General features: G+C 40.3%; 26 protein-coding genes and 4 pseudogenes. 3 read left to right on the top strand and 27 right to left on the bottom strand.

Features of this window, described 5'->3' with window-relative positions; genetic code table 11:
• A pseudogene (locus tag B092_RS16120) lies at positions 1–64 on the top strand (IS200/IS605 family transposase); the annotation flags it as partial.
• Positions 65–185: 121 nt separating this feature from the next.
• Here the strand turns inward: B092_RS16120 and B092_RS0107890 are convergent.
• From B092_RS0107890 to metE, 3 genes are all read right to left on the bottom strand, one after another.
• Positions 186–1,214 (bottom strand): methionine synthase, encoded by a 1,029-nt coding sequence (locus B092_RS0107890; protein WP_018574716.1) that lies wholly within the window; start codon positions 1,212–1,214, stop codon positions 186–188.
• Between the two features lie 35 nt (positions 1,215–1,249).
• Positions 1,250–2,215, bottom strand: coding sequence for a DUF1852 domain-containing protein (locus B092_RS0107895; RefSeq protein WP_018574717.1), 966 nt, complete (start codon positions 2,213–2,215; stop codon positions 1,250–1,252).
• A 274-nt stretch (positions 2,216–2,489) separates the two neighbouring features.
• Positions 2,490–4,781 carry a 5-methyltetrahydropteroyltriglutamate--homocysteine S-methyltransferase gene (gene metE / locus B092_RS0107900; RefSeq protein ID WP_018574718.1) on the bottom strand — a complete coding sequence of 764 codons (2,292 nt, stop codon included), beginning with the start codon at positions 4,779–4,781 and terminating at the stop codon, positions 2,490–2,492.
• A 117-nt stretch (positions 4,782–4,898) separates the two neighbouring features.
• Between metE and B092_RS0107905 the strand changes: the two genes are divergently transcribed.
• Entirely contained in the window at positions 4,899–5,792 is an 894-nt protein-coding gene (locus tag B092_RS0107905; protein ID WP_018574719.1) for a LysR family transcriptional regulator, read from the top strand.
• Between the two features lie 26 nt (positions 5,793–5,818).
• Here B092_RS0107905 and B092_RS16040 read toward each other — a convergent pair.
• The 8 genes and pseudogenes from B092_RS16040 to B092_RS0107940 all read right to left on the bottom strand — a co-directional run bounded on the left by B092_RS16040 (position 5,819) and on the right by B092_RS0107940 (position 9,929).
• Positions 5,819–6,202: pseudogene (locus tag B092_RS16040) on the bottom strand (winged helix-turn-helix transcriptional regulator).
• Positions 6,169–6,564: pseudogene (locus B092_RS15090) on the bottom strand (integrase core domain-containing protein); the annotation flags it as partial. The pseudogenes B092_RS15090 and B092_RS16040, both read right to left, overlap by 34 nt.
• Positions 6,555–6,719 (bottom strand): annotated as a pseudogene (locus B092_RS16170) (transposase); the annotation flags it as partial. The pseudogenes B092_RS15090 and B092_RS16170, both read right to left, overlap by 10 nt.
• A 68-nt stretch (positions 6,720–6,787) precedes the next feature.
• On the bottom strand, positions 6,788–6,934 hold the full coding sequence (locus tag B092_RS15390; RefSeq protein ID WP_018574721.1) for a primase C-terminal domain-containing protein: 147 nt from the start codon (positions 6,932–6,934) through the stop codon (positions 6,788–6,790).
• Between the two features lie 382 nt (positions 6,935–7,316).
• On the bottom strand, positions 7,317–8,534 hold the full coding sequence (locus B092_RS0107925; RefSeq protein ID WP_001291561.1) for a tyrosine-type recombinase/integrase: 1,218 nt from the start codon (positions 8,532–8,534) through the stop codon (positions 7,317–7,319).
• A gap of 81 nt (positions 8,535–8,615) precedes the next feature.
• On the bottom strand, positions 8,616–8,819 hold the full coding sequence (locus tag B092_RS0107930) for an excisionase (RefSeq protein WP_000814511.1): 204 nt from the start codon (positions 8,817–8,819) through the stop codon (positions 8,616–8,618).
• Positions 8,820–9,279: 460 nt separating this feature from the next.
• On the bottom strand, positions 9,280–9,510 hold the full coding sequence (locus B092_RS0107935) for a helix-turn-helix domain-containing protein (protein ID WP_000857133.1): 231 nt from the start codon (positions 9,508–9,510) through the stop codon (positions 9,280–9,282).
• Positions 9,507–9,929 carry a sigma-70 family RNA polymerase sigma factor gene (locus B092_RS0107940; protein ID WP_000804885.1) on the bottom strand — a complete coding sequence of 141 codons (423 nt, stop codon included), beginning with the start codon at positions 9,927–9,929 and terminating at the stop codon, positions 9,507–9,509. The genes B092_RS0107935 and B092_RS0107940 overlap by 4 nt, the downstream gene beginning before the upstream one ends.
• Before the next feature lie 504 nt (positions 9,930–10,433).
• Here B092_RS0107940 and B092_RS0107945 point away from each other — a divergent pair.
• The gene (locus B092_RS0107945) at positions 10,434–10,787 is read left to right on the top strand and encodes a helix-turn-helix transcriptional regulator (RefSeq protein WP_001227347.1); all 354 of its coding nucleotides are present in this window, start codon (positions 10,434–10,436) and stop codon (positions 10,785–10,787) included.
• Between the two features lie 59 nt (positions 10,788–10,846).
• On the opposite strand, the gene B092_RS15100 is transcribed toward B092_RS0107945, so the two are convergent.
• The 16 genes from B092_RS15100 to B092_RS15115 form a co-directional block, all read right to left on the bottom strand.
• Positions 10,847–11,014: a cysteine-rich KTR domain-containing protein gene (locus tag B092_RS15100; RefSeq protein ID WP_000336323.1), complete on the bottom strand. Its 168-nt coding sequence runs from the start codon at positions 11,012–11,014 to the stop codon at positions 10,847–10,849.
• Positions 11,015–11,132: 118 nt separating this feature from the next.
• Positions 11,133–13,052 carry a tetracycline resistance ribosomal protection protein Tet(M) gene (tet(M), locus tag B092_RS0107950; RefSeq protein ID WP_018574723.1) on the bottom strand — a complete coding sequence of 640 codons (1,920 nt, stop codon included), beginning with the start codon at positions 13,050–13,052 and terminating at the stop codon, positions 11,133–11,135.
• 15 nt (positions 13,053–13,067) lie between these two features.
• Positions 13,068–13,154 carry a tetracycline resistance determinant leader peptide gene (locus B092_RS15105; RefSeq protein WP_115148591.1) on the bottom strand — a complete coding sequence of 29 codons (87 nt, stop codon included), beginning with the start codon at positions 13,152–13,154 and terminating at the stop codon, positions 13,068–13,070.
• Between the two features lie 274 nt (positions 13,155–13,428).
• A complete protein-coding gene (locus B092_RS0107955) occupies positions 13,429–14,361 on the bottom strand; it encodes a conjugal transfer protein (RefSeq protein WP_001224318.1) in 933 nt (310 codons plus the stop codon).
• Positions 14,358–15,359, bottom strand: a complete 1,002-nt coding sequence (locus B092_RS0107960; protein ID WP_000769868.1) for a bifunctional lytic transglycosylase/C40 family peptidase — start codon at positions 15,357–15,359, stop codon at positions 14,358–14,360. Before B092_RS0107960 ends, B092_RS0107955 begins: the two co-directional genes overlap by 4 nt.
• Positions 15,356–17,533, bottom strand: a complete 2,178-nt coding sequence (locus tag B092_RS0107965; protein ID WP_000804748.1) for a CD3337/EF1877 family mobilome membrane protein — start codon at positions 17,531–17,533, stop codon at positions 15,356–15,358. The genes B092_RS0107960 and B092_RS0107965 overlap by 4 nt, the downstream gene beginning before the upstream one ends.
• Positions 17,534–17,535: 2 nt before the next feature.
• On the bottom strand, positions 17,536–19,983 hold the full coding sequence (tcpF, locus tag B092_RS0107970; protein WP_000331160.1) for a conjugal transfer ATPase TcpF: 2,448 nt from the start codon (positions 19,981–19,983) through the stop codon (positions 17,536–17,538).
• Positions 19,967–20,359, bottom strand: a complete 393-nt coding sequence (locus B092_RS0107975; protein ID WP_000723888.1) for a conjugal transfer protein — start codon at positions 20,357–20,359, stop codon at positions 19,967–19,969. Before B092_RS0107975 ends, tcpF begins: the two co-directional genes overlap by 17 nt.
• A gap of 88 nt (positions 20,360–20,447) precedes the next feature.
• The gene (locus tag B092_RS0107980) at positions 20,448–20,945 is read right to left on the bottom strand and encodes an antirestriction protein ArdA (protein WP_000342539.1); all 498 of its coding nucleotides are present in this window, start codon (positions 20,943–20,945) and stop codon (positions 20,448–20,450) included.
• Between the two features lie 116 nt (positions 20,946–21,061).
• The gene (locus B092_RS0107985; protein WP_001009056.1) at positions 21,062–21,283 is read right to left on the bottom strand and encodes a hypothetical protein; all 222 of its coding nucleotides are present in this window, start codon (positions 21,281–21,283) and stop codon (positions 21,062–21,064) included.
• A gap of 42 nt (positions 21,284–21,325) precedes the next feature.
• The gene (gene mobT, locus B092_RS0107990) at positions 21,326–22,531 is read right to left on the bottom strand and encodes a MobT family relaxase (protein ID WP_000398284.1); all 1,206 of its coding nucleotides are present in this window, start codon (positions 22,529–22,531) and stop codon (positions 21,326–21,328) included.
• A 177-nt stretch (positions 22,532–22,708) separates the two neighbouring features.
• Positions 22,709–24,094 (bottom strand): FtsK/SpoIIIE domain-containing protein, encoded by a 1,386-nt coding sequence (locus tag B092_RS0107995; protein WP_000813488.1) that lies wholly within the window; start codon positions 24,092–24,094, stop codon positions 22,709–22,711.
• Between the two features lie 28 nt (positions 24,095–24,122).
• Positions 24,123–24,509, bottom strand: a complete 387-nt coding sequence (locus tag B092_RS0108000; protein WP_000985015.1) for a YdcP family protein — start codon at positions 24,507–24,509, stop codon at positions 24,123–24,125.
• Between the two features lie 15 nt (positions 24,510–24,524).
• Positions 24,525–24,839 carry a YdcP family protein gene (locus B092_RS0108005; protein ID WP_000420682.1) on the bottom strand — a complete coding sequence of 105 codons (315 nt, stop codon included), beginning with the start codon at positions 24,837–24,839 and terminating at the stop codon, positions 24,525–24,527.
• Positions 24,840–25,154: 315 nt separating this feature from the next.
• Complete coding sequence (locus B092_RS0108010; RefSeq protein ID WP_018574724.1) at positions 25,155–25,640, bottom strand: hypothetical protein; 486 nt, start codon at positions 25,638–25,640, stop codon at positions 25,155–25,157.
• 187 nt (positions 25,641–25,827) lie between these two features.
• The coding region (locus B092_RS15115; protein ID WP_018574725.1) for an integrase core domain-containing protein at positions 25,828–26,115 on the bottom strand (288 nt) is incomplete at its 5' end.

Raw genomic sequence — 26,115 nt, forward strand, 5'->3', positions numbered from 1 at the left:
CTGTGGCGGCGCGCCGATTGAAATCATTCGACAGTATATCAAGCAACAGCAAACGCCACCATAGATTCAAAGGACGGCGTTGCCGTCCGCGCTATTCACCCTCTCCCTAAACGAAGAGGCTTTCCGCGCATTTTGGTAAAAACCTGAGGCCATTACAAAACTGCTAACCAACTCGGTGATACTGGCTAGCCTGCCAGCTCCTTTCTAACTATCTCCGTACCGGCACTCAGAGCATAGAGCTTGCCTTTAGCTACTTCACGTGGCAATGGCGCCATGCCGCAATTGGTGCTGGGAAGCAACTTATCGGCATCGACAAACTGCAAGGCCTTTTTGAGTGTTGCAGCTACTTCTTCCGGCGTTTCAATTTGATTAGTGGCCACATCAATCGCACCCACCATGACTTTTTTACCTCGAATTAATTCAATGAGAACCATGGGTACATGCGAGTTTTGGCACTCAAGTGAAATAATGTCGAGTTTTGATTGCTGTAACTTAGGGAATGACTCTTCATATTGGCGCCATTCTGAACCCAAGGTCTTTTTCCAGTCAGTGTTGGCTTTGATACCGTAGCCATAGCAAATATGTACAGCAGTTTCGCACTTAAGCCCTTCAATGGCTCGCTCTAAAGTCGCCACTCCCCAATCATTAACATCATCAAAAAACACGTTGAAGGCAGGTTCATCGAATTGGATAATATCCACACCGGCTGCCTCTAATTCTTTGGCCTCTTCATTAAGGATTTTGGCAAACTCCCACGCCAACTTTTCACGACTCTTATAATGTGCATCATAGAGCGTATCGATCATGGTCATGGGGCCAGGCAACGCCCATTTAATCACTCGATCAGTGTGTTGACGAAGGAACTTAGCGTCCTCAACAAACACCGGTTTAGTACGCGCTACCGCATCATATACAGTCGGCACACTCGCATCATAGCGATCACGGATACGAACCGTTTCCCGCTTCTCAAAATCCACTCCACTTAAATGCTCAATAAATGTTGTCACAAAGTGTTGGCGTGTTTGTTCACCGTCACTGATAATATCAATACCCGCCGCCTCTTGCTCTTTTAATGATAAAAGCAAGGCATCTCGTTTTGCTTCAAGTAATTCTTCACCCTCTAATCGCCACGGCGACCACAGTTTTTCAGGTTCTGCAAGCCAAGAAGGTTTAGGTAAACTACCGGCAGTTGACGTTGGTAATATTTTTTTCATTGGAAATACTCTTTTTAAATCATTAACTATTGGCATTAAGCAGCCCATTGCTCAAGAATCGTCTTATATGGCTTAATAAAATCTTTTTCAGTGTACTTGCCCTGCTCCACAGCTAATTGGCTGCGCTCTACACGGTCATACTCAATTTGCGTTAGTGAGTAATCCTCATGATTTAAACGTGGCTCATAGCACTTACCGGCCGGTGAGTTAGCATTGTAAATTTCCGGACGATAGATCTTTTGGAAGGTCTCCATGGTACTGATGGTACTAATCAATTCCAGCGTAGAATAGTCATTTAACAAATCCCCGCTATGATAAAAAGCAAAAGGAGCCTTACTGCCTTTAGGCATAAAGTAACGTACCTTTAGTCCCATCTTATCAAAGTATTGATCGGTTAAGGAATACTCGTCCTGTTGATACTCAATACCCAAAATAGGATGCTCATTACCGGTACGATAATATGTTTTAGTGCTGGAAACACTTAAGCAAATAACCGGCGATTTTTTAAACTGCGCTTTAAAAAGCGGTGAGTTCACGACATACTTGTACAACTTACCGTGCAATTCGCCATACTCTTCCGGTAGGCTAAATTCTTTTTGGTCTTTATTGTGCTCTAATAATAAAACACTAAAATCATAATCACGCACATACGAAGAAAAGCTATTACCCACCATACCGGGAATACGTTGATTAGTATGGTGATCGATAATGTGGGTATTAAGTACCTCAATAATCGGAAAATCATCGCCATTATCCTCAACATCAATATCCACTGACACAATATCGAGTTCGACAGAGTAACGGTCACCCTGAGGATTATCCCAGTCCGCTAAGCTGTTAAAACGGTTATTGATCATACGAATGGTGTTGCGCAGATTCTGCTGACGGCTTTCGCCTCTGGCTAGGTTGGCGAAATTGGTGGTTAAACGAGTATCCTCAGAAGGTGTATAGTTCTCGTCAAAACTGATTGTTTTTATCGTTAATGCAAACTTGTTAGTCATTGTCACTGGCTTCCTAATGCCCTGAATTTAATTGTTATTGATAAGCTCATCGTGAGCATTATTTCATCATTACCCCTTTCCCAAGAAGCTGAAAAGCAGTCTCTTTTAACTGCTTCAGAAATGAAATAGCCAGGGAATATGTCTATTGTAGGAAATGCAAAAGATGAAGTAAAATGGTATTTTCTCACCAGTGTATGAATTTTTCTCATATGTTATATTAAACTGGCGAGTTGAAAATAAGGGACGATAACACTGTCATCACCCCCATTTTTAATCAATTACCTGTACGCAAGATCTTCGCAGCTTCAACTACATTAGTCAGTGCCGGAATCACTTCTGACCACTGACGGGTTTTTAGACCGCAATCAGGATTAACCCATAATCGCTCCGCCGGAATACGTTTAGCCGCTTTATTCATCAACCCAACCATATGCTCTACCGTCGGGATATTGGGCGAATGAATATCGTACACTCCGGGACCGATTTCGTTAGGATAATGGAAGTCCTCAAAGGCATCGAGTAATTCCATGTCCGAGCGACTCGTCTCAATCGTGATGACATCCGCATCCATCTCGGCAATTGAAGCGATGATGTCATTAAACTCCGAGTAGCACATGTGCGTATGAATTTGTGTTTGATCGCCGACACCATTGGCAGTAATACGGAAGCTGCCAATCGCCCAGTCCAAGTAATCTTGCCACTGTGACTTACGTAACGGCAAGCCTTCACGCAATGCCGCTTCATCAATCTGAATCACATGTACACCGGCTTTTTCTAAATCCAGTACTTCCTCACGAATCGCTAATGCTAACTGTTGACAAGTCACCGAGCGTGGCTGATCGTCACGTACGAATGACCAGTTAAGAATTGTCACCGGGCCGGTCAACATCCCTTTCATCGGTTTGTCTGTTAAGGACTGTGCATAACGAGTCCATTCAACCGTCATGGCTTGTGGGCGGCTAATATCACCAAATAAAATCGGTGGTTTTACGCATCTTGACCCATAAGACTGGACCCAAGCAAATTGAGTAAAGACATAGCCATCAAGCTGCTCACCAAAATATTCAACCATGTCATTACGCTCAGCTTCACCGTGCACAAAGACATCTAAGCCTAACTTCTCTTGCTCCTCAACACTACGAGCAATTTCAGCGCGCATCGCCGCAATATAAGCCGCCTCATCTAAACGACCTGCTTTATACTCACTGCGGACGCGACGAATATCAGCAGTCTGCGGGAATGAACCAATCGTAGTCGTCGGATATAACGGCAATTGCAACGCTGCTTTTTGCTTAACAGATCGCTTATCATATGTGCTCTGCCGTTTACCCAAGGCCGGTGTAACCGCTCCAACGGCAGCTTTAACAGTGGGGTTATGTACACGGGGGGAATTGCGGCGAGCAGTTAATGCCGCTTTGTTTTCTGCAAGCGCATCTTTTACCGCGTTACGACCTTCACGAAGCGCTTTACCTAACACCTGTAATTCTTCAAGTTTTTGTAAAGCAAAAGCAAGCCATGACTTAACCTCAGGGTCCAGATTGTCTTCACTTTCAAGATCCACCGGTACGTGTAGTAAAGAGCAAGATGGCGCTATCCACAATTTATCACCGAGCTTTTTAGCGATGGGTTCGAGCCAATCCAACACAGCTGTTAAATCTGCCTTCCAGACATTACGACCATTAATGATGCCGACCGATAACACCTTTTCAGCATCTAGTATTTGCACCAATGACTCTACACCCTCACGATCATTAATCGCATCTACATGTATGCCGGCCACCGGTAGTTTTTCTACTATTGCGGCATTTTCTTGCAACTGACCAAAATACGTCGCTACTAATAATTTCACACCAGTATCTTTGAATGCCTCATACGCTATAGCAAACGCAGCTTGCCAATCATCATCTAACTCAGTAACTAAGATCGGCTCATCAATCTGTACCCACTCGACACCCTCATTAGCTAAGGCAACTAATAGCTCAGCATAAACTGGTAATAAACGATCCAATAAAGCGAGTTTGTTTGACTCATCTTTGGCTTTAGCGATCGCTAAGTAGGTAACCGGTCCAATAATCACCGGCTTAGCCTTAACGCCTTGCGCTTTGGCTTCAGCTAATTGCTCTAATAAGTTTGAAGCATCTAAGTGGAATGCTGTATCAGCTGTCAACTCCGGCACAATATAGTGATAGTTAGTATCAAACCACTTGGTCATTTCACCTGCAGCCACACCACCGCAACAAGCACGATGATCTTCGGCAGTTTCTGCTGAACGGCCGCGAGCGATTCGGAAATAGTTATCAAGCTTATCACCATGAAATCCTTGTACACGTTCCGGCAAATTACCCAACAAAAAACTAGTATCAAGTACTTGGTCATAAAAAGAGAAATCACCCACCGGCACTAAATCCAGTTCGGATTGATTTGCCCAATGGCGCTGACGTAACTGTGCACCTAAGTCGATTAAGTCATCACGTGATGACTCGCCCTTCCAATAAGATTCTAAGGCGAACTTCAATTCACGCTTTGCGCCAATTCGCGGAAAACCGAGGTTATGGATTATGGTCATATACTACTCACTCTTTGTAAAAATTTATCTGATTGACAATGAATAGTATTGTAGACAGCACCATACATGAAGTAAAATGGTCTTTTCTCAACAAATAATGAATATTTCTCATATAAAATGTTAGAACGTATCCATCTCGCCATTGTGCAGCAAGTAGAAAAGCAAGGTTCCTTGACCGCGGCAGCCGATGTATTGCATGTCACTCAGTCCGCACTCAGCCACAGCATGAAAAAACTGGAACAACAGCTGGGCACCGACATTTGGCGTCGTGAAGGACGAAAATTAGAGCTGACTCAATCGGGACAATATCTATTAGCTGTCGCCAATAGGGTATTGCCTCACTTAGAATTAGCTGAGGAGCGTTTACAGCAATTTGCCCTCGGTGAACGTGGCTCTCTGCGCATTGGCATGGAGTGTCACCCCTGCTACCAATGGTTATTAAAAGTTGTTTCGCCCTATTTAAGCGCTTGGCCCGATGTCGATGTCGACGTCAAGCAACGATTTCAATTTGGTGGTCTGGGCGCTCTGTTAGATTATGAAATTGATCTACTTGTCACCCCCGATCCAGTCTATAAACCGGGGTTAAACTTTGAAGCAGTCTTTGATTATGAGCAAGTGCTTGTGGTTGCCAAAGATCATCACTTGGCAATGAGTGAATACATCGAAGCCCATCAAATGACCAGCGAAGTATTGATTAGCTATCCGGTGGATTTAGAGCGTTTGGATATTTATAACCAGTTCCTATTGCCTGCCGGCATTACCCCCAAGCGACATAAAAATATTGAAACAACAGACATTATGCTGCAAATGGTTGCCAGCGGTCGAGGAGTTGCCGCGCTACCCCGTTGGTTAGTGGAAGAATATGCAGAAAAACTGCCCATCGTACCGGTCAAGTTGGGGCCCCAGGGAATTCCAAAACAGATCTACCTCGGCTCACGCGAAGCCGATGGTAAGGTAGATTATTTACAGGCATTTGTAGAGTTAGCGAGAGAAACCTCACATGTGGTTTGATGCAGAGCTTTTATCGACTCATCACATCATCGCTTAAAAGCGGTATTACTACAAATACCATCAACCTTTGGCATTACCCAATGGCACATGGCATCAACAATAGGCAATAGTGATCGTCCCCGTTCGATCAGTGAATACTCGACCTTTGGCGGTATCTGTGGGTACTCCTAACGAAGGACAAGCCCATCTGCCTGCAGCTCTTTTAACGTATTACTCAGTGTTTTATAAGAGATATTACCAATCTGACGACGCAACTCGTTAAATCGCATAACCGCTTTATATTCACTGAGCCAATATAAGATAATCATCTTATAGCGACCACTTAATAACGATAAGGTATAGCCAAAGCCGGTTTCATCGATCTCGATTTTGCTGCTTAAGCAAAAGCTGCTACTTTCCGGCAAAGCCACATTTTCCGCCTCGGCGTGAAGCCATCTAAAGCCATATTAGGGCGTTCGTTATGATAAAGTTCAGAGCCAAGCCGTCGCTCCGTGCTGAATTTCTTCTAGACTATCAAAAAGATGCTGAGTTAACCAGTCATAACGTACCGTCCGATTATAGCGCTCGACATAGGCGTTTTGTGGTGGATTACCGGGCTGAGTATGAATCAGTGTGATATGCTGCTTAGCTGCCCACGCTAGGCGTGTTTTACTGATGTATTCCGGTCCATTGTGGCTTCGCCGAACTGCGTTTCACACCGTAGGCACGCAGGCTTGCCTCGCCATTCGATGATTTGATCCAACACCCTCGTGACTCGCTCAGAAGACGCTGATTCTCTGCTTCAAGTTCTTTAAGGTGAGACGTCATGGAGGCATCCATGCCTCCGTATTTAGCACGCCACTTGTAGAAAGTGACGCTGCTCATACCATATTCTCGGCATAGCTCAGTCACAGGCGTACCGGCTTCGGCTTATTTAAGAATCGCCATGACTTGGCTGTCGGTATATCGTGATCGTTTCGTTGAATTTCCTTTATAAGAAATTCTACTTCTAATTGCTATGGTTTTGTGGGAGGATTACCATTTCTCCAGCAATACTTAGCAATTGATTTAGCGGTTGCCTTAACCTCGTTGGCATTTAACTTAGCCAATTCCTCATCAGTGACCCGTATCTTGATGGATTTATCTCGTTTTCCAACTGTCATATAAACACCTATCAATGCTCATTACCTTTCACATAGCTAAATAACCGGAACAAAATCCATCCCATTAAAGACAAAAGAAAATAAGCCATTAACGGCACCAAAATGATCACATAAGTAAGTTTGTGTAATCTTTTAGCCAACTCTTTTTGTTCTACTAAAGAGAGAAACATTTGCCCAAATAGTCTTTCTTCCTCCTTATTTTTCAAAAAAACAAAGTATAAATTTCTAATTATCTTTTTATATTTTCTTAAATGCTCGTAAAGCCTTATTCTATGTGCTTTCGAGTATTTTTACTGTAGGAAGATACTTCACGTTTCTTTGCATATTTCCTCATGTCTTAGCTGTCAGAAGTGGTAAATAAGTAGTAAATTCATTTGTACTACTAAGCAACAAGACGCTCCTGTTGCTTCTCTTTATTCAAGCGTTTCATTTCTGCCATTGCAGAATCGAATGTTGCATGTGCGTAATAGTTCAGCGTCATGGCTATATTAGCATGTCCCATAATGTACTGTAATGCCTTTGGATTCATTCCTGCATTTGCATAGTTGGTACAGAATGTATGTCGCAAACTATGTGGAGTGATGTGTGGCAATTTATCCTCGTTATACTTATTGTATTTCTTAACAAGACCTTTCATCATGCCGTTGTAATCACTTGCCACTTTTGGATAGTTCTTTCTATTAAGAAAGAGGAAATCACTATATCCATCAATCTCAACACGCTTATCATTCTTTCGATTCGCTAACACTCGCTTAAATGCTTGATAGGCTTCTTCAACCATAGGAACTTGACGTTCGCCACTTTTGGTCTTTGGTGTTTCAATGTAGTACCCAATTTCAGTATCTCTCAATAGCTGATGGTCTATATTGACAAGACGATTCTCAAAATCTAAATCTGGAAGTGTCAAACCACCAAACTCTGAAATACGAAGACCTGTTTTTAAGAGTATCAGAATTTCATCATAATTTTTGCTGTAGGTTTTATCAGCTTTTGCAAAGGCTAACAGTTTTTCTTCCTGTTCTTCTGTTAGTACGGTCTTAGGGACAGTATCATCATCAAGAACTGCTTTCAGTTGAAAGTCAAATGGATTCTTCCGAACACAATCATCTTGTATAGCAATATAGAATGAAGCCTTTAAAGAACGTTTGTAGTTATTGATGGTTTGATAAGCATAACCATTTTCACTCATTCTAATAGCCCATTCTTTAGCGTCTGATGGCTTAATACTGTCAATACTTCTTACACCTAACTTGTCTTTCTTCAAAATATCCATAAGATATTTGCGTCCAGTTTCAGTGTTTTTTCTAACCTTTGGTCTTTGAGCGTTCTGTTTTGCGTAAAGCTGGCAGAGTGTCATTTTCTTTCCTACAACATCAATACCATCATGAATGTCTTTCTGTAACTCTGCGATTTTCTCTCTAAGTGAGATACAATCACGCTTTCCTGCTGGTACTCGGTCTGTAGCCACAAGTTTCCACGAGTAAACAAATTGCGGTTCTCCAAATGAATCTATATATTTGTATAAGTATCTTCCGTCTTTTCGTTGGCTCTCTCCAGTCTTTAAGATTCGACCTTTATTGTCACGTCTTTTTTCTGACATGGCATTTGCTCCTTTCCTTTATGGAAAGAGCCTTGATACGACTTAATACTATTTTATCATATACAAGACCCTTTGGCGACGCTAGATTGCGTCCAATGTATCTATAATTTTTTCAAATTGTTTTCGTTTAATCTGAATACGATTGCCATTCATAATCAGCCAATTTGCATTTTTATTTTCCTCTGCCAAGCGTCGTAGCTTGTTTTCGCCAATACGAAAATATTTTGACGCTTCTTCAATGGTTAGGGTATAACGTTCCCAAATAGGAATGTCAGTCTGCTTCATAAAATCCTCCTTTCCAAATCACTTATTTGGATTTCATAAAAGTTGTTTTACCAGCAATCGAACAGCTTTAGCAAAGCTCACGGGAGTTCCACCCCTGCATGGTTCTCATGTAGCCATACTCATTGCCTGCGACGGTTTTATCACGCTCGGACTATTGACTGTATGGGAGTATCATTATCACGATAAGAATGTCGTTGCAGGCAATCCTGCTAAAGATTGCTTCTCGGATCACTAACATGAATCGCTCGCTATCTTTATAAGATAGGTCATGGCGGTTAGTTCCGTTGGCTCTTTTCTTATCGAAACGTATTCGATTACTTTTATTCAGTTTTCAAAGAACAATGGCTCGTTAGCCTATCAAAACACATTGAAAGCTCAATATGCTTTGGTGGAATAACAAACCTCCCTGTTCGGGAAGCGTGGAATGGTTTAGCACGCTTCCACGAAAGGAGAGAGGATATTACTTAATTTCAAATGACAAAATCTTTGTAATCAGTCTGGTTTCCATTCTTCCACGTAAGACTTCATCAACGACCATACTTTGATTGCCATATTCATCTTTCATAAGTCGTAGGGAACGCTTCGTTATGTACCCTCTGTAATGATGTAGAATCTGGTTAATCGCTTCGGTATCGCCATCTGTTGCCTTTACAATGAGAGGAAAGGGAATCATAGGATATTGTGTTTTCATTCTTCAAATTCCTCCATAAACTTTTTAATTAAGGCTAGTCCACTGGTTCTATGCCGATAGACAGTAGAACGGTTCAATTTCAACAGGTCTGCAATTTCTGAATCGCTCATGTCCATAAAGTAAAACAGCAGTAGAATTTCACGTTTCTTGTCTGGCAACTCACGTAATGCTTCACTCAACAAATCATTTTCAACGCCTACTGATAACCCATTGAGTGTAAAAATCTGAAAGTCAGTTGAATAGTTATCTGTTGTCGCAAACTGGCTAACAAGATAATCGCCAACATCCGAAAAGGACACCTCACGCTTTGCAATCCTTGAAAGATAAAGCATATAATTCTTTCGCTCGTCTTCCATAGCACGTTTACAGATATAGTCAAACTGATTTTCTATTGTGGTCTGAAAAGAAGATGGTTTCATGTTTCTCACCCCCTTTCTGTCTAGGAAAGGAAGTGAGCCTTGCTCGTTTATCTCCTTTCACTCTTAGTCCCAATGTGAAAGGGGGATTTGTTGCATTACTGATAAATAAACTTTGTAAAAAAGTTCTGAATAGCCAAAAAAGCATATAAACAGATTTATTTCTCTGTTTACATGCTTCTGTTATTCTATCTATATGATTTATAAAACCACATTGGTGGACGTACTTATCTATTGCAGATAGACGACTTTTTTTGACAAGAACCCAATGTAAGGAAATTTATTGTATATGATGTACTTCATGGCGACGTTGACCTCCAACAAACCGCCATTTGGAAGTAATATACAATATTTTAACAGCGTAAATAGCACTACCATATAACGGTTTTTTTTATTGGCGTTTAGTAGTGCTTTTTATTAAATATAAACCTATAAACCATATAACACGTTTTTCTATACCTGTTTTTAATTCAGTAGGAACAATAAAATGTATAGAGGTGGTCTACTATGCGTAAAAAAGAAGATAAATATGATTTTAGAGCCTTTGGTTTAGCCATTAAAGAAGCTCGATTGAAACGAGGTTTAACTCGTGAACAAGTGGGAGCATTGATTGAAATTGACCCACGGTACTTAACTAATATTGAAAATAAAGGGCAACACCCCAGCATACAAGTTCTTTATGACCTTGTATCGTTACTTCATGTTTCCGTTGATGAATTTTTCTTACCTGCTAATAACTTGGTAAAAAGCACCCGACGATTACAGATAGAGAAATACATGGATAGCTTTACAGACAAAGAACTATCCTTAATGGAATCTTTAGCCAGCGGTATCAACGAAGCAAGAAACATCGAAGACTAATTAAAAGAATCCATACATAACGGAAAGAGCCGATAAAATGAGATTGTATTAATCTCATTTTATCGGCTCTGCGTCTTTGCGTCTGGCTCTGTAATCACAGTTACTTTGAACTGCTTTATTTCAATTAAATTTTCTTGTCTGCATTTCGGACAATAGAGGGGGAATTTTTTTAATTCAGTATCTTCCCTTATCTTTAATCGTGTTTTATTTCCACATACAGGACACAATATCCACTTGTAGTTTATAATAACTATCTCCTCCTTTACACTTTAATTCAAATCTTTATTAAAAAATATTTCATCTTATTTAACAAGAAACCATATTTATATAACAACATAAAATACACTAAGTTATTTTATTGAACATATATCGTACTTTATCTATCCGACTATTTGGACGACGGGGCTGGCAAACAGGTTCACCGGTAGTAACATGGTACCCTTTTAACTCTGTTAAACAAACACTACGTCCATTTGTAAAGAAAGTTAAATCACTACGATATTCTTGAATACACCGAGCAGGGATTTCTCCACTAAGAATGACCTCATTATTTTTCAATTGAGTGTCTACGATGTTCGCACAATATTTAGGAGCATCGTTGTATGCTCGTGAAAGATATTCCTGTGGCGCATAAATTTTAAAACTAAGATATGGCTCTAACAATTCTGTTCCAGCTTTTTTTAAGACTTGTTCCAATACAATAGGAGCAAGCATCCGAAAATCTGCTGGGGTACTAACAGGGCTATAGTATAAGCCATACTTAAAACAGATTTTACAGTCCGTCACATTCCAACCATACAATCCTTGTTCACAGCCATAGCGTATCCCCTCCATAACTGCATTTTGAAACGATTGATTTAAGTATCCAAGAGAAACCGAGCTCTCATACTGTACTCCGCTCCCTAATGGAAGCTGTGCTACAGATAGACCAATGGAAGCCCAGAAAGGATTCGGTGGAACTTCGATGTGAATGGTATACTCTGCTTTTTTTAACGGTCTTTCCATATAAATGACTGTAGGCTCTTTTATTTCTATCTCCACATGATACTTTTCTTGCAGCAGAGCACAAGTCACTTCCATTTGTACTTTCCCTAAGAAAGAAAGTATGATTTCATGTGTCGCAGAATCCACATAATATCGCAGAAGCGGGTCACTGTCGGAGATTTCTAAAAGTGCATCAAGTAACATTTCCCTTTGTTGAGGTTTGCTCGGTTCAACAGTCGTTTGCAGCAGAGGGAGGGGATTTTCAATTCTCTCTCTCTGTGGCAATAGCTTTGTATCTCCAAGAACACTATTTAACTTCAAAAACTCATTCTGCAAAATAACAATTTCCCCGGAATAAGCCTTATCGATTTTACATAATTCACCATTTATTGAAGTATACATTTCTGTAATTTTTATTTTTTCCTTTTCCGATATTCTAACCGAATCTCGCAAATGCAGTACGCCACTATAAAGACGTATATATGCAAGACGCTGTCTTTTTTCCGAATACTCAATTTTGAAAACTTTTCCGCAAAGTTCAGACTGACCTCGATGTGTTGATGAATAAAATTTATTCGTAATCACTTCTATAAGGTTATCAATCCCTATATTGTTTTTTGCACTTCCGTGATAAACAGGGAACAGGGAACAATTATGAAATCTTATGCTTTCCTCTTGTTCGAGTTCTAATGCTTCCAATAATTTCCCAGACGTATATTTCTCCAAAAGGTAATCATTTCCTTCTATTACCATATCCCATTGTTCAGATTCGGTAAAGTTCATTACACGCATATTAGGATGCAGTTCTACCTTCTGTTTGATTACAATTTCCGCAGAAAATTTCTCTTTAATATCCTGATAAACCGTTGATAAATCAATTCCATTTTGGTCAATCTTATTGATAAAAAAGATTGTGGGAATACCTATTTTCCTAAGTGCATGAAACAATATACGAGTTTGTGCTTGTACGCCATCTTTTGCAGAAATCAGTAGAATTGCCCCATCTAATACTGATAATGAACGATATACTTCTGCTAAAAAATCCATATGTCCTGGCGTGTCTATGATGTTCACCTTAGTATTTTTCCACTGAAAAGAGGTTATCGCCGTCTGAATTGTAATTCCTCTCTGACGTTCTAAAAGCGTATTATCCGTTTTCGTTGTACCTCTGTCCACGCTTCCTAATTCTGTAATCGCTCCACTGTTATATAATAAGCTTTCTGTTAAGGTAGTTTTTCCCGCATCAACATGAGCTAAAACTCCAATATTAATAATTTTCATGTGATTTTCCTCCATTCAAAAGCCCAAAAGGGCATAAAAATCCCAGTGATAAATACTCTTATCACTGGGATTTTTATGCATAACCATAGGCATACAAAACATACAGATATTCTCCGGATACTTTAGAATCACATGATAAAGGTATTCTTAAACTGGGTACAAAAAACTAAGCCCTCCTAAAAAAGGACATCCAATTATTTGTTCCCACTATCAAATTGACAGTTTATTTAAGAATACCTTGCCGCATATTTATTAACTCCTTTTAAATAGATACTTAAATAATAGCACGTAAGAGCATATTTGTAAAGGAATCTCCAATTTTTTATCAAAGAGAGTACGTGATTACAAAATAGCTGTAATAATGTACCAATATTTGTTATTCTATAATCTTCCAATTACTCCCGTTCTTTTCAAGTACCAAATCAAATTGAGATACCTGCGTTGCTTTGGTCTGCTGGTCGATATACTCCACTGTCAGCGATACCGTGACTTGATTATCCTTACGATTGTGAATAGGATTTACCAGTTCTTGAAAGATGTACTCTTTTCCGATTGGTTTTAATATCCCGTCATTCACATAGTAGGAAAGTTCACTGGCTGTCGCTGTAGGATAGAGCTTGAAGAACGTCGTTAAAAACTCATTGATTTCATTGGTTGTAATGGAATCAACCGTCCCCTCACTTTCAATGGCTTTTGGTTTATAACTTGATTTCTTAGGTATGTTGGTAATGGTCGGATTCTTAACCAGTACCATATTTCCAGAACCATCTACATAGACACTCACTATATAAGCAGAGTGGACGGTCTTTGTATTTTCTCCCTCTGTAATGAGCTGGTCTACACTGTAGGTTACATTAAACTCATTGTCGCCAGTTGGCTCTACCGTCCATATCTGAAATCCTCTTACAGAAGACGATACAGGAATATCTTTGCGTACTGTATCAACATTGAGAGCTTGAAGTTCATCTGTCAGATAGCCTTTTAGACTTTCCATTCGATTATCAATGGACTTATCGGATTGCTCCCATGAATAGTAGACTTTCGCAAAGTTCTCTACAAAATTTTCTACATGATGAGTATCAACGTATTCCTTTTCTATGATAGTTGTTTCGTGAATAGTATGAGTATCTATAGCTGTAAAGTGCTTGAATATCGCAAAGCTGAAACTAAGCCCTAAAAGTACCCACAAGGCAATCACAACCTTTTTATGAGGATTGACCTTATAGACACGAGGTTTCTTTTCCTTTGGTATCTGTTTTTCTTTATTCTGATTTTTTCTAAATTTCATCATTAAATCTTCCTTTCTCATTGTTTGATTCGTCCTGCTCCCACTAAATGCTGTTGCCAGTAGGGGCTTGTTAAGTCGGCATAACCGATTGGGTCGCCTGCATGAAACATACGGTTATTGCCAAGGTATATCCCAACATGAGTAATATAAGAGCCAGCGTTATAGGTAGAATGAAAGAAAACCAAATCGCCAGCTTGTGCTTCCGATAGTGGGATATGCTGGGTCACATCATATTGCTGTTGTGCGGTTCGTGGTAAGTTAATTCCAGCTTTTCCATACGTCCATTGTGTCAGTCCGCTACAATCAAAAGAAGTAGTCGGGGAAGCTCCACCGTAAACGTATCGCCAGCCCTCATATTTCAGTGCTTCGTCCATGATGGCTTGTACCGTATCATCATCAAACTCTGTTGTGACAAGATACTGCGTTACCAGTTGCACATAAAACATATTGCCATAGTTGTATCGCCAGCCCCCATTGATAGGTATGGCTATGGGATTGGGGTAAGACACTTTTTCGCCACCTGAATACTCTTTTGAGAAACTTTGAGCCAGTTCAAAGGTATATTTATTTCCACGATTAGCCACATACCCTAAGAAACCACCACCATAATTGTAGGACTGGATAACCGATTCTAAATCTACACTGAGCCTTTCGCTACTGGCTAATAATTCACTGAAATACTTCACACCTTGCTTAATGGATTCTTCTGTACTCAATGAATTAGGTGGAAGACCGAGGGATTCCGAGGACTGCATAACATCTTCCGCAGTACCGCCCGATTCCACCTGTATAATCGCAAGAAGTATGTTGACATATTCTTCAACGCCATATTCTTTGGCATATTTTTCTACCATAGGCTTATGAGCCAGCACTTCTGCGGAAACATTCACACCTCCATAATGAATATTGGAAATTCCGCTGTCCTGTTCATCTGAAAATAAAATGGCAACAAACAGAAGCAGTGAGAAGACCATCAAGAATAATCCAGAACCACCAATCACTAAAGTTTTCAACTTCATGGTTTCTTACCGACTTTCTTAATGGTGGCGGTTTTGATTGGTGGTCTACTTCTTGTATTTTGTAGTGGTACTCTTTGAACAGTAGACGGACGTTCTTTTGTGATTGGACGTTGTGAAGTTCTATCTGCTGTAGTGGTTGAAGTTGCTGGCTTTTGAACGGTTTTTTCTTGAACGGTATTGCCTTGGCGTTCCACTTTTGGACTTGAAAAATCGGACTTAACTGCTGGACGCTCTTGTTTGGCTTGTTGAGATTCCTTATATGAAGTCTGAATATTAGACTGTTTTGAGGTCTGTTCATCATGATATTGTTCTTGTCTTGTAGTCGGTCTTTCATGAACAGAAGAAGCAGGCTGTTTTTTCTGTTTGACCTGTTCCATTTCAGAGCGACGCTTCGCAATGGTTTTTCGCCTTTGTTCCTGCTGTTCCTTGCGTCCACTGGCTCTGTCCGCTTTGGTTTGAGAAATACTACTGGTTAAATCACGGACATTCTCTTTTACTTTGGATTTTCCTTGATATACTGCATATCTTGCATTGGTCGGCAAATCTTTAACCTGTTCTTTCAAACCACTAGCAGTGTCTACCATTCTGTCTTTGGTATCAGCTACTGTACCGATGGTTTGACCGATACGTTTTCCAAGTGTTGATTTTTCCTTTCCGTCTGGTCGGGAGTGATCTGCTTGTGTCCTTGCAGAACTCCCCGAACCCGACTGTCCTTTTTTACCTGTAACAATGGCAGACCCAGCCCCTAGAGTAGTCATGGAACGTCCAAGTTTCCGCTGTAGACGGTGCATGTGAGCGTGCATAAGCATACGAGGTTTTCTCATCACACGACTTCCCACACTTTGAGAATCGTTACTCTGTAGAGAAAACATACTCATTAAATCGCCCAGCTTGAAGTAGATTCCTGCAAAGGTCACAATCTGTAGAAAAGCAATCAAAAAGAACGGATAACCAGCCGATAAGGTATAGAGCATGGTTGAAATACTAAATGCTGTCGTAATAATCAATGTGATTCCAGCTCGTGTCAAAATGGTATTAAAGAGCTTTGTTATGGCTCGTTTTGACATACCATCAAATGATGGAATCATGCTTAAAATAAAGCTCACAGGCAGAAACATAGCATAGATGATAAAAAGTACCTGCGAGAAAATCATGATTCCTGTTAATAGGAATACAAATATGGAAATCCCAATATTGAAGACAAATAGGAAGAAGACTGTACCTAAACGGTTAATGGTCTTTGTAATGGTTAGATTGGTATTGCTTCTGTCTTCAATTTCTTCCGCAACAATTTTTTCTCTGTCTTCGCCATTGTTGGAATCTGGGCTGGTGGAGAGCAGGCTTTCCACACGGTCAATACCGATACTTTCAATGTCTGAACTGTTGTATTGAAGCAGTAGCCACGGTTGCTGAACCTGTATGGAAAACAGGCTATCTCTGATTAAGTCCACGCTGTCCTTGCCTTGACTATCGGAATGGGGCATGACAATCTTCGTGCCAAGTGATAAACTGGCATTACTGATGTCTGATGAAAAGTCATTGATTTTTTTAATGTAGTCGGGAGCGTAGGCAATAAAGGAAGCCGATAGGATAAACACCAGCACAAAATTCATAATGGCATGAATTGCCTTTGTGGTTTCTCTCTTTATCAGTCCCGTATAGGCAACATAAACCCCAAGAACCAAAATCAAGAGTAAGAGGAATCCAACATAGAAACCCTCTGTTGAAAATCCGTTTGCACTCACACCAGCTAAGGTCTGCATATTCTTACCAATGGAATCTGCTGTAGCGGAAATGAAGTCTAAGGAATAGGCTTCCTGTACTAAGTAACCTGTCGCATTGGAAACATACAAACTGATTGTCCAAATAAAATTGGTAATGGCATATAGTCCATACATGACCTGTTTTCCAATCCCGTCCGACCAGTTCCACGGAAGCCAGCCCCAGCTATTATCCACATAAAAATCCAGTTGATAGTTTTCAAGTGGGTATCGGCTGTATTCATTTGCCACATTGACCGTATCATCTACCAAGCCCGCAGCTTGAACCACCGTTCCCAGCATGGCTAAAAGAAAAATGGCAATCACAAGTGTGAAAGCCACTGTCATTGCCACTTTACCTAGACGTTTCAGCGTCCAGTTTGATTTTATTCTGTTTACTATTGATGGTTTCACATTTACACCTCTTTTCGCACAGGTGGTCTGGTATCAAAGGCATGGAGCAGTTCTTCAAATACAGGGTGGAACTGTATCACACCGACACGACCATATAAATCACTGATAAGGCATTGCCCGTTTTCCAAATCACGCAATCGCTTCTGATTGTTTTCGTCCTCTGGGTCTACACCAAAAAAGGCTAAGGTCTTTTTAATCTCGTTAAGGTCAGTGGAACGAAATGCAAATTTTAAGCCGAGGTTATTTTTCAGTTTTTCATCTAAGAGGTCGTCTGTATTTTGGGTCACGAAATATACCCCAGCGTTCATAGCACGACCAGCCCGAACCAGCTTCATAGATAGTGTTTTTCCTTGTGCTACCTGTAAAAAGCTCCATGCTTCGTCTAAATCTACAATCTTGAAAATGCTTCGGTCTGTATGGATAAAGTCTAAAGCAAAGGTACTAATGACAATCAGCATAGCAACGGATAAAAGCTCCATAGTGGTATATTCCTCAAAGGAAGTTTCCTTGTCGGGAAGTACCAAGTCCGCAACCTGTATAATGTTCAGTTGTTTTTCTAAGCTGATAGACTGCTCCACATAACCATTACTGAATAATAAATGTGCAAAGTCATAGTCTGTAAAACTTTCGATATGGTCGGCTATACTGGTACTTAGTGGCGTATTCTCAACCCGTAATTCCTCAATCACTTTCATCAACCCTCGTACTTCACTATTGGTTACTGCACGAATGGCTTTTCTAAGGATTGGGAAGCGTTCCCCATCACGAGAGGAAATCCCCGTAAGGAATGTCAGAATATCAATAGCCAGTGATTCAGAATCTTTGGGATTTTTCATAATCACATAAGGGTCAAGTAAGCCTTTGTTTTTCTCATCAGAAGTCAGAGTGACGATATTGATTTCATGGGAAATCTCTGGCAAGGTTTCTTTCCATCTGCCACGTTCTGCTTTTGGGTCTACAATCACTGCTTGTGCCCCATAAAGCACCGCATAATAGACGATAAGGTTATTCGCAAAGGATTTACCACCACCCAGCGAACCAACAAAAGCCGACGCTAACGCATTGGTTACTGAACCCTTAACCCCTTGACTGGCAAGAGCAGGTTTCAGATAGACATTGCGTCCAGTATCTAAGCTGTAGCCAACATAAATCCCCTCATTTTCCCCCAGCATTTGAGTAGCACCAAAACCTAAACCAGCGAGGAAATCAGAGGTCACGTATTGAATATAATCATTCATATAACGCTTGCTGGCAGGTAAAAATTCTTCATGTAAGCCGAGCATATCCCCAAATGGTCGTACCAGTTTTACGCTTAAATCGTCATAAAAATCTTTCACTTCATTACAACGACGTTTGAGTTCGTCAAGATCATTTGCTGATACCCTTACCACATAAGACAGCTTGTACATAGATTCCTTGCTTTGGTCTAAATTGGTTTCCAGCTCATTCACACTTTCCAGAGCTTCCGCCACATTGGAGCTGGTTTCATTATCACTTTGCCAAGCGTGGTTATCCAAGTCTTTCAGTTCTTTCTTTTTATTGCGGACAGTAGATAGGGCTTTACGATTCGCTACAATTTCCACATTCATTGACGTATCAATCGGGAATGTAAATTGCTGTTGCTGGTAGTAGAAGATTTCAGAGGACGGGAAGTCCAGTTCTCCGACAATGCTGTTAATGGTAAAGTAAGCTACATAGACGGTTTCATCTTCCTGCTGGATTTTCAAATATCGCTGTTTTTCTTCCACCAAACAGCGAGTAGGCTTAATCAAGTCATAGTATTTAATCAGCGTTTCATTATCCAGCTTTTTCTTTGATAGATGGTACTCATACTCTTCATAGGCAGTGCCTGTCTGTCCGTAAAGGTGTTCAATCAGATAGCCGAAGTCGTCCTTATCTAACCTGCGGATTTTGAAACGACGAGAGATTTTATTTTCTAAGAGCTTTTCCATCTTCTGAAAACGCAGGATTTCATCATTACTCATACTAACAAAATCGCCCATCAGCTTATGGTTCACATCATAGACAAAATCAGACAAAGCATTTTTTGCTTCAACGGTAAGACTTTTCATAGAAAACTCCTGATCGTTGAGAAGCAACTTAAAGCCGATAAAGAAACGGTAGTTCACTTGATTTTCGCCAATCATGGATATTAAAGCGTCTGTCTGTTGGTCGATTTTGTCATAGGCAACCGCTTTGAGCTTGCCAGTGACTTCATTTTTGGAACGCTCTTGTGCAGAACGTATGCTGGATTCTGTACTGATTTGTAAAGCATGAATTTTGCCATCACGATTTTGTGCGATAAGCTGTCTGAAAGAATCATGCACTTGTATTTTCTGTTCTGGACTTAGAAATGAGTAATTGTAAGGAACAAGCTCATAGTAAGCATAACATTCCCCGTCTTTATTCCAGACGAGATTGTTTTCAATGTATTTAATTGGATATGCCATAAAATTCACTCCTAACTGCTGTAATGGCTTCTTGTGGCTGGTTTCTGCCAAGCGTTACTTTTTTTCCTGCATAGGTCAGCTTTGGTCGCAGTGCATAAGCAATGACAGACTTCAAAAATCCATAAGGCTTTTTACCATCAAAAGTTTTTGTAGACATAAACCATGTGAAAGCCACAGGAATCCCAAAGTATTTGAGAAATGCTCCCTCTATCATGGAAAGAGGGGGCAAGTTGCCAAGTATCATCACTGCAAAGAGTGACACGACAAACCATGTCATTTGCGTAAAGGTTATGGGAAACGGAAGTCTAAAATCATTGATAGAATACAGTACCTTTTCCACAGACCAGATACTGGTATAGCTTCGTATTTTCTTCATGTAATCAATCCTTTCATAAAAAATAGGGGTAGCTGATTGAGCCACCCCGTAAAATAGAAAATCTGCCAGTAGTAATGTACCGACAGATTTAATAGACGATTTCAAAAATCCCATGATTGGTTGAGATAAACGTTCCTGAAAGGTCTAAATCCCGACCATAGGCTTGATAATCAATATAGTTTTGAAGACTAGCTGGTACTTCGCCTAAAGCACCCGTTTCTTCAATGTAGTAGCGTGCCACGTCATACATATCATCACAATCGGAATGAATGATAATATCCTCTTGATGTTCGCTTAGTTCTTCAATGCTTGAAAAATGAGTGAGCAGAGCAGATAGCTCCGATTGTAATTCTTCGGGTAATTCCGATACCATTTCCCATAGTCGATTGAGTTCGCCAATGGAAGTGTATTCGTCAACCGTAAAGGGTAACTCGTAGTCATGAATGGCGTATTCCTCATATTCATCATTCAAGCCGATTTTCTCTTTGACTTCCTCAAAGTCAATGGGAAAGGTAAACCACGCACCGACCAATTCGCCCTCATTGTATTTGCCTAAATTCGCAATATAGACTTGCATATCGTCCATATATTCACGTCCTTTCTTTGTAGAGATTCAAAAATCCCTACCGCACTTCGTTTGGTGTACCATTCCTTTGCGGAACATAAGAAAACCACTTATATTCCACAAAAGAACGGTTTTATTTAAGCACCAATAATGCGATTGAATAGCTCTAGTAAAATGTCTTTTACTCCAGCAGCGTTGAAGACTAAGCCAACCGCAATAATCGCAATAATTAAAAAGCCAATCAGTTTGCTAAACTCACGCTTGAAGCCAAGATACAAGCCAATCACAACGATTGCTAAAAGCACCAGTGATTGAGCGTTTGATAGAAACCAGTTATAAAGGTTTTGTCCAAAATTCATAAAAATGTTCTCCTCTCTATATTCAATGAATTTGTATTTGAGTTATTTTTTTGTTGTTATCACGTCCTGTTCTTTTACTGACTGTTGCTTCAAAATCTGCTTGTGTCGGTCTGTCAGTTTCGCATGGTCGAGAATGTCTTTTACAACCTGCGTCTGGTTGATTTCATCAAGTTTAATCGCAACCTTTAAGGTCGGGGCAACTTGATGAGATAGCCAGTTCAGCGTCCTTTGGAAGGAGTAAGGCTCTGGTTTTGTGGTTAGTTTTAATCGTTCACGATTGTTCCCAATAAACCAAGCCCATTCTTCATTCAGTTTCCAATCAGAACGAGGTTTGGAATCGTCTTTATCTACAAAACGGATATACCGATTGATAATTTTAAAGGCGGTATGCTCTGGATTGTCATAGACGAGTAAATCACGGACTGCATAATAGGCACGCTCATTTTTCAATCGAATCTCAAAACGGTTTTTTACTTCTGCGTCTTCAATGGGAATATCATTTTTCTTGTACTGCTCGTAGTCCTTTTCATAGATACAGAAATAAACTTCACTTTGTAATGAACCGATATAGAGGGTGTTTCCCATACATTCCTTTTCCTCTTTGCGTACCAGTTCGCCACTGCGATAGCTTTTAAAACTGCGGAAGACGGAGATACATTCTTCCTGTTGGCACTTTTCAGTGAGTACAGGGATATTTAAAATCCCTGTCTTATCGTTAATGGCAAGGTCAAGGCGTTTCATCACACCGCCAGCCACCAAAACGTCCATAAAGAACTCATACCAGCTTCTTTGTTGTGCCAGAAGATAGCTTTCAAATTGTCTGCACCCACGACCTTTCAATTCCACCAGAACTCCTTTGTCCAGTTCATGGGAGCAAAGGACGAATATGTCGCCTAAAGCATAATGCTCTGAATAAGAATAGAAACCATAGTCCTCATGAAGAAAATAGGACAGTTTCAGTTGTAAGATGTTTTCGACCACCTGCTGTACGTCTGTTGTCGGAAAGCGAATTCTTACATAATCAAACAGCATTTCAAGGGGAGCGTCGGGATTGAAGCGTTCCAGAGCTTCCCAAAGGGACTGCTGTAAATCCTCTGATGGCTTGACTTTTCCTGTTTCAATATCGCTTAGATACTGCCTTGTAATACCAGTCGCAACAGCTAAACGGTTTTGAGATAGTCCATAAGCCAAGCGTTTTTCTTTTAAATGCTGTAACCAAGTTTGTTCATTCAGTAAAAATCCCTCCAATCAAAAAGGCGTATGTCAACTTTTAAAGCCCATTTGACATACGCTGAAATTTTGTAAATCCCTTGTAACCAAAGGATTTTCTAATGTTTTTTTGACTGTTTCCTGTCGATTTGTACCCCCCTGTTAGATACGGGGGGTTAAGTGCTGGCGTGGCTATTGCCACACCAGCCAGCAAGATCAGTCCACACCTGCGACTTCCGCTTCGCACGTCGCCTGCGTGGACTGTCTGCTGTTGGATAACTTTTTAATTTCCTCCAAGAAATCATATCCTTTTGGTACAAGGGGAGTATAAAACTCTGATATGACACTTGTTCCTACATCAACATAGCCACGACCTTTGATTCGCTTTAAGAAGAAATCCTTTTGTACGTCACTGCCAAACATCATGCCATAGCCCATTTCAGACATACGACCTAAAGCCACTCTGAAATTAAACTGATCACGGATTCCGTCGCCTAAATATTTTGCGTCTGGACGTTGACAAGCCAGTATTAGAAAGAAGCCAGCTTGACGACCTAACATGACAATCTGTTTCAGCTTATTCATAACTGCGGTGTTTTCTTTTGTTCCCAGCATTTCCATGAAAGCGACGTATTCATCAAAGATTAAGAAGTGTGCCGGGAGACCTAAGTAAGCATAATTTTTGCCAGTCTTATAGTTCTTCATCTGCTTCATTTCCTCACTACGTTTCATCATTTCTTCATAGAATGTTTCAATGCAAGAAAGCAAGTCTTCTTTTCTATAGTAGACATTTGCCATCACAGAACCTAAGTCCGCAAGATCAGCATTTTTCGGGTCAAGAATATACAGTTTTGAATCTGTATGAAGCAAGGCTTCAATCAGTGTCAGTATAAAGTAAGTTTTACCGCCACCTGTACCACCAGCAATCAACATATGAGGGAGCTTATCATATTCCCACCATACGTTTTTCATTAAGCGAAGTTTACCATCTTTAGCTTCTACTTCATCAATAGAAATACGACTGGCTATGGTGTCATAGAGCAAAGTATATTCCACATAGGAATCCTTTAACTCTTTATCCGTCAGCTCACAGTACAAGCCACTCTCTAATTTCTTTTCCAAGTGTAAGAGTTGGTCTTGATATTTTCCCAGCGTGATTTCCACCCGTATCTGTATCAAGCCATTTTTAAGTCGATAATACATTTTAGGGAAGTAGGTTATCTTTTCCTTTGTACGACCAGCACTATCTTTAAAGAAACCCTCTGTTTTGACCTGTTCAGATTCATACCACTTGTTTTCAAGTATCATCTTTGCCAGTTTTTGACGGTGGTAAAGTTGTTTAACCGTATCATAGCGAACCCGTTTGAATACAAACGCTACCAGCAAGCAGATAAGAATTGCGACACTGAAACTGATAATTAAATAGGGAATGTCAATCTTATCTGCTTGTGATAGGTTAAAATCCTGCCAGTTGATCTGCTGGATTGTCTTCACATGAAACAGTCCGACAACCAGCAGGAAAACAGGCAGGAGTGACGCTATCGTAAAATGAAAGACTAAATCTTTACCAGATGGGCGAATCCTTTTACCACGCTGTTTCATGCGAAAAAGTCTCCTTTCTACCTAGCGACTATTTGTCTTGTGTCGGTTCTTTCTTTGCTTGTGGTTGAGCTTTGAATGAACTAGAATCCTTTGTCAGCACAATATCGTCTGCCTTGATATACCAGTCAACATCTGCTCCTTGATAGGTGGCAGTAGCAACGGTGTCCGCAATGGGATTGATAAGTTCCACCCGTGCGTTATAATCAAACTCTTTCAAAGGCACGCTGGCAGGAATACTTACTTGAATCATGCGTCCTTGTCCTTTGGATTTTAAGTCATAGGTACGTTCCTTGATTTCATCTGAAACCGACCCGTCTTCATTTTGGATTCTCACTTCACGACGTAGAGCAGAGAATTTCAATTCTCCAAAAGTCGTGTCTTTATCTAATACAATGCCATTTGCTAATCTCATCATTTTTCCTCTCTTTCTTTATTCTTTTATCATGTCGTCAGCATGTAAAAGGTAATTTGTAAAACCACGAGTGCCGATTTTGTAGCCCTCTGCGGTAATACGTGGATTGACTAACTTCACACGTTCCTCAAAGCCGAAATGTTTTTCGCCAGCTTCAGCAGGAAGCACCACCACAATATCATCTGCTCTTTGAACATCAGAATAGAGATTATAGCTTCTTGATAAGACAGTTAGCCGTCCGTTGATTCTTCGCTGAACGACTTTATCCTCGCCAGCAAATTCTAAATTGCCGAATGTTTTTTCCATGTTGGGAATCACAAATTTAAGTTCCATATTTTTACCTATCCTTTCTTTTTTATTGGCTGAATGAATGTTTGATGGTCTTAAAGAGTGGGGAACGACCTTTTGATTCTTGATTTTTTGTTTTCATAAGTTCACTTCCTTTCAAAATCGGGTAAAAAAATAGACACCTCATTTTTTGAAGTGTCTACCTATTAAATATTCAAATTTTATTGGAAGTATCTTTATATCTTCACTTTTCAAGGATAAATCGTCGTATCAAAGCTCATTCATAAGTAGTAAATTAGTAGTAAATTGAGTGGTTTTGACCTTGATAAAGTGTGATAAGTCCAGTTTTTATGCGGATAACTAGATTTTTATGCTATTTTTAAACTTAAAAAAAACATCAGAACTCTCCCTTGAACACCTATAAGTCCATACCGTGAAATCATCTCTAAAAGGAGATATTGAACACAGCTTAACCCCCTCATAAGAGTAAGGAGACACATAAGCGGGAACCACAAACATCTTTTCAATACCACTCTCTGACGGAAAAATAGGCCTTCCTACAAAACCCTCTTCTCTCTCGCCAATAACAGTCTCTAAAGCAATTATTTTCGTCGCAAGGCCATCCACAACTACAGCTTCATAACCAAGAGTTAAAGCAAAAGATGAACGTATTCTTGACTTATCTGAACTTGAAGCCCAACTCACCCAACACGTTCCACTTCCCGTCGAGCATTTAAAAAGATAATTATTAGGAGCCAGAACTTCATATGAATAAAGAACCAAACCCAGTATTAACAAAGGAAAAAATACCACGAAGGTAAGACGTTTGTACTGATTTTTTTTCATTGCTCTCTCCTGACAGGGTTAAGGAAATCGTGCTCACTCTCGACCAGCCTTTTTATGACATAAAAAGGCTGGAACTGGGGGGGTAAAGGGGGGGCAATAGGCCACCTATTTCAAGGTCAAAAAACACCTGAAAGGGGTCTTTGTGTGTCCTTGCTTATGTAGATGACGTTAGGTAACCCCCCCATTTTTAACAGCAGTTGGCAGTAGAATGATTTAATTTATGTTGATGTAATTTTTGCCTCGGTGTGATGCCACCTAATGCCATGTTGGGGCGTTCGTTATTATAAGTCCAGAGCCAAGCCGTCGCTCCGTGCTGAACTTCTTCTAGACTGTCGAAGAGATTCTGTATCAACCAGTCATAACGTACTGTCCGATTATAGCGCTCGACATAGGCGTTTTGTTGTGGATTGCCGGGCTGAGTGTGAATCAACGTGATATGCCGCTTAGCTGCCCATTCTAAGAGTGTTTTACTGAT

Origin of the sequence: Oligella ureolytica DSM 18253 (assembly GCF_000373745.1) — a bacterium.
Classification (GTDB): Bacteria; Pseudomonadota; Gammaproteobacteria; order Burkholderiales; family Burkholderiaceae_B; genus Oligella; species Oligella ureolytica.

What these genes read in the sequence shown, in the direction of transcription:
- B092_RS0108010 (WP_018574724.1), bottom strand. Translation starts at nt 25,640, where the DNA reads ATGAAAAAAAATCAGTACAAACGTCTTACCTTCGTGGTATTTTTTCCT.
- B092_RS0107960 (WP_000769868.1), bottom strand. Translation starts at nt 15,359, where the DNA reads ATGAAGTTGAAAACTTTAGTGATTGGTGGTTCTGGATTATTCTTGATG.
- B092_RS0107935 (WP_000857133.1), bottom strand. Translation starts at nt 9,510, where the DNA reads ATGAAAACACAATATCCTATGATTCCCTTTCCTCTCATTGTAAAGGCA.
- B092_RS0107985 (WP_001009056.1), bottom strand. Translation starts at nt 21,283, where the DNA reads ATGAATTTTGGACAAAACCTTTATAACTGGTTTCTATCAAACGCTCAA.
- metE (WP_018574718.1), bottom strand. Translation starts at nt 4,781, where the DNA reads ATGACCATAATCCATAACCTCGGTTTTCCGCGAATTGGCGCAAAGCGT.
- B092_RS0107890 (WP_018574716.1), bottom strand. Translation starts at nt 1,214, where the DNA reads ATGAAAAAAATATTACCAACGTCAACTGCCGGTAGTTTACCTAAACCT.
- B092_RS0107895 (WP_018574717.1), bottom strand. Translation starts at nt 2,215, where the DNA reads ATGACTAACAAGTTTGCATTAACGATAAAAACAATCAGTTTTGACGAG.
- B092_RS0107995 (WP_000813488.1), bottom strand. Translation starts at nt 24,094, where the DNA reads ATGAAACAGCGTGGTAAAAGGATTCGCCCATCTGGTAAAGATTTAGTC.
- B092_RS0107955 (WP_001224318.1), bottom strand. Translation starts at nt 14,361, where the DNA reads ATGAGAAAGGAAGATTTAATGATGAAATTTAGAAAAAATCAGAATAAA.
- B092_RS0107980 (WP_000342539.1), bottom strand. Translation starts at nt 20,945, where the DNA reads ATGGACGATATGCAAGTCTATATTGCGAATTTAGGCAAATACAATGAG.
- B092_RS0107975 (WP_000723888.1), bottom strand. Translation starts at nt 20,359, where the DNA reads ATGAAGAAAATACGAAGCTATACCAGTATCTGGTCTGTGGAAAAGGTA.
- B092_RS15390 (WP_018574721.1), bottom strand. Translation starts at nt 6,934, where the DNA reads ATGACAGTTGGAAAACGAGATAAATCCATCAAGATACGGGTCACTGAT.
- B092_RS0107945 (WP_001227347.1), top strand. Translation starts at nt 10,434, where the DNA reads ATGCGTAAAAAAGAAGATAAATATGATTTTAGAGCCTTTGGTTTAGCC.
- B092_RS0107905 (WP_018574719.1), top strand. Translation starts at nt 4,899, where the DNA reads ATGTTAGAACGTATCCATCTCGCCATTGTGCAGCAAGTAGAAAAGCAA.
- B092_RS0108000 (WP_000985015.1), bottom strand. Translation starts at nt 24,509, where the DNA reads ATGATGAGATTAGCAAATGGCATTGTATTAGATAAAGACACGACTTTT.
- B092_RS0107930 (WP_000814511.1), bottom strand. Translation starts at nt 8,819, where the DNA reads ATGAAGCAGACTGACATTCCTATTTGGGAACGTTATACCCTAACCATT.
- tcpF (WP_000331160.1), bottom strand. Translation starts at nt 19,983, where the DNA reads ATGGCATATCCAATTAAATACATTGAAAACAATCTCGTCTGGAATAAA.
- B092_RS0108005 (WP_000420682.1), bottom strand. Translation starts at nt 24,839, where the DNA reads ATGGAACTTAAATTTGTGATTCCCAACATGGAAAAAACATTCGGCAAT.
- B092_RS15105 (WP_115148591.1), bottom strand. Translation starts at nt 13,154, where the DNA reads ATGTTTTGTATGCCTATGGTTATGCATAAAAATCCCAGTGATAAGAGT.
- B092_RS0107940 (WP_000804885.1), bottom strand. Translation starts at nt 9,929, where the DNA reads ATGAAACCATCTTCTTTTCAGACCACAATAGAAAATCAGTTTGACTAT.
- B092_RS0107925 (WP_001291561.1), bottom strand. Translation starts at nt 8,534, where the DNA reads ATGTCAGAAAAAAGACGTGACAATAAAGGTCGAATCTTAAAGACTGGA.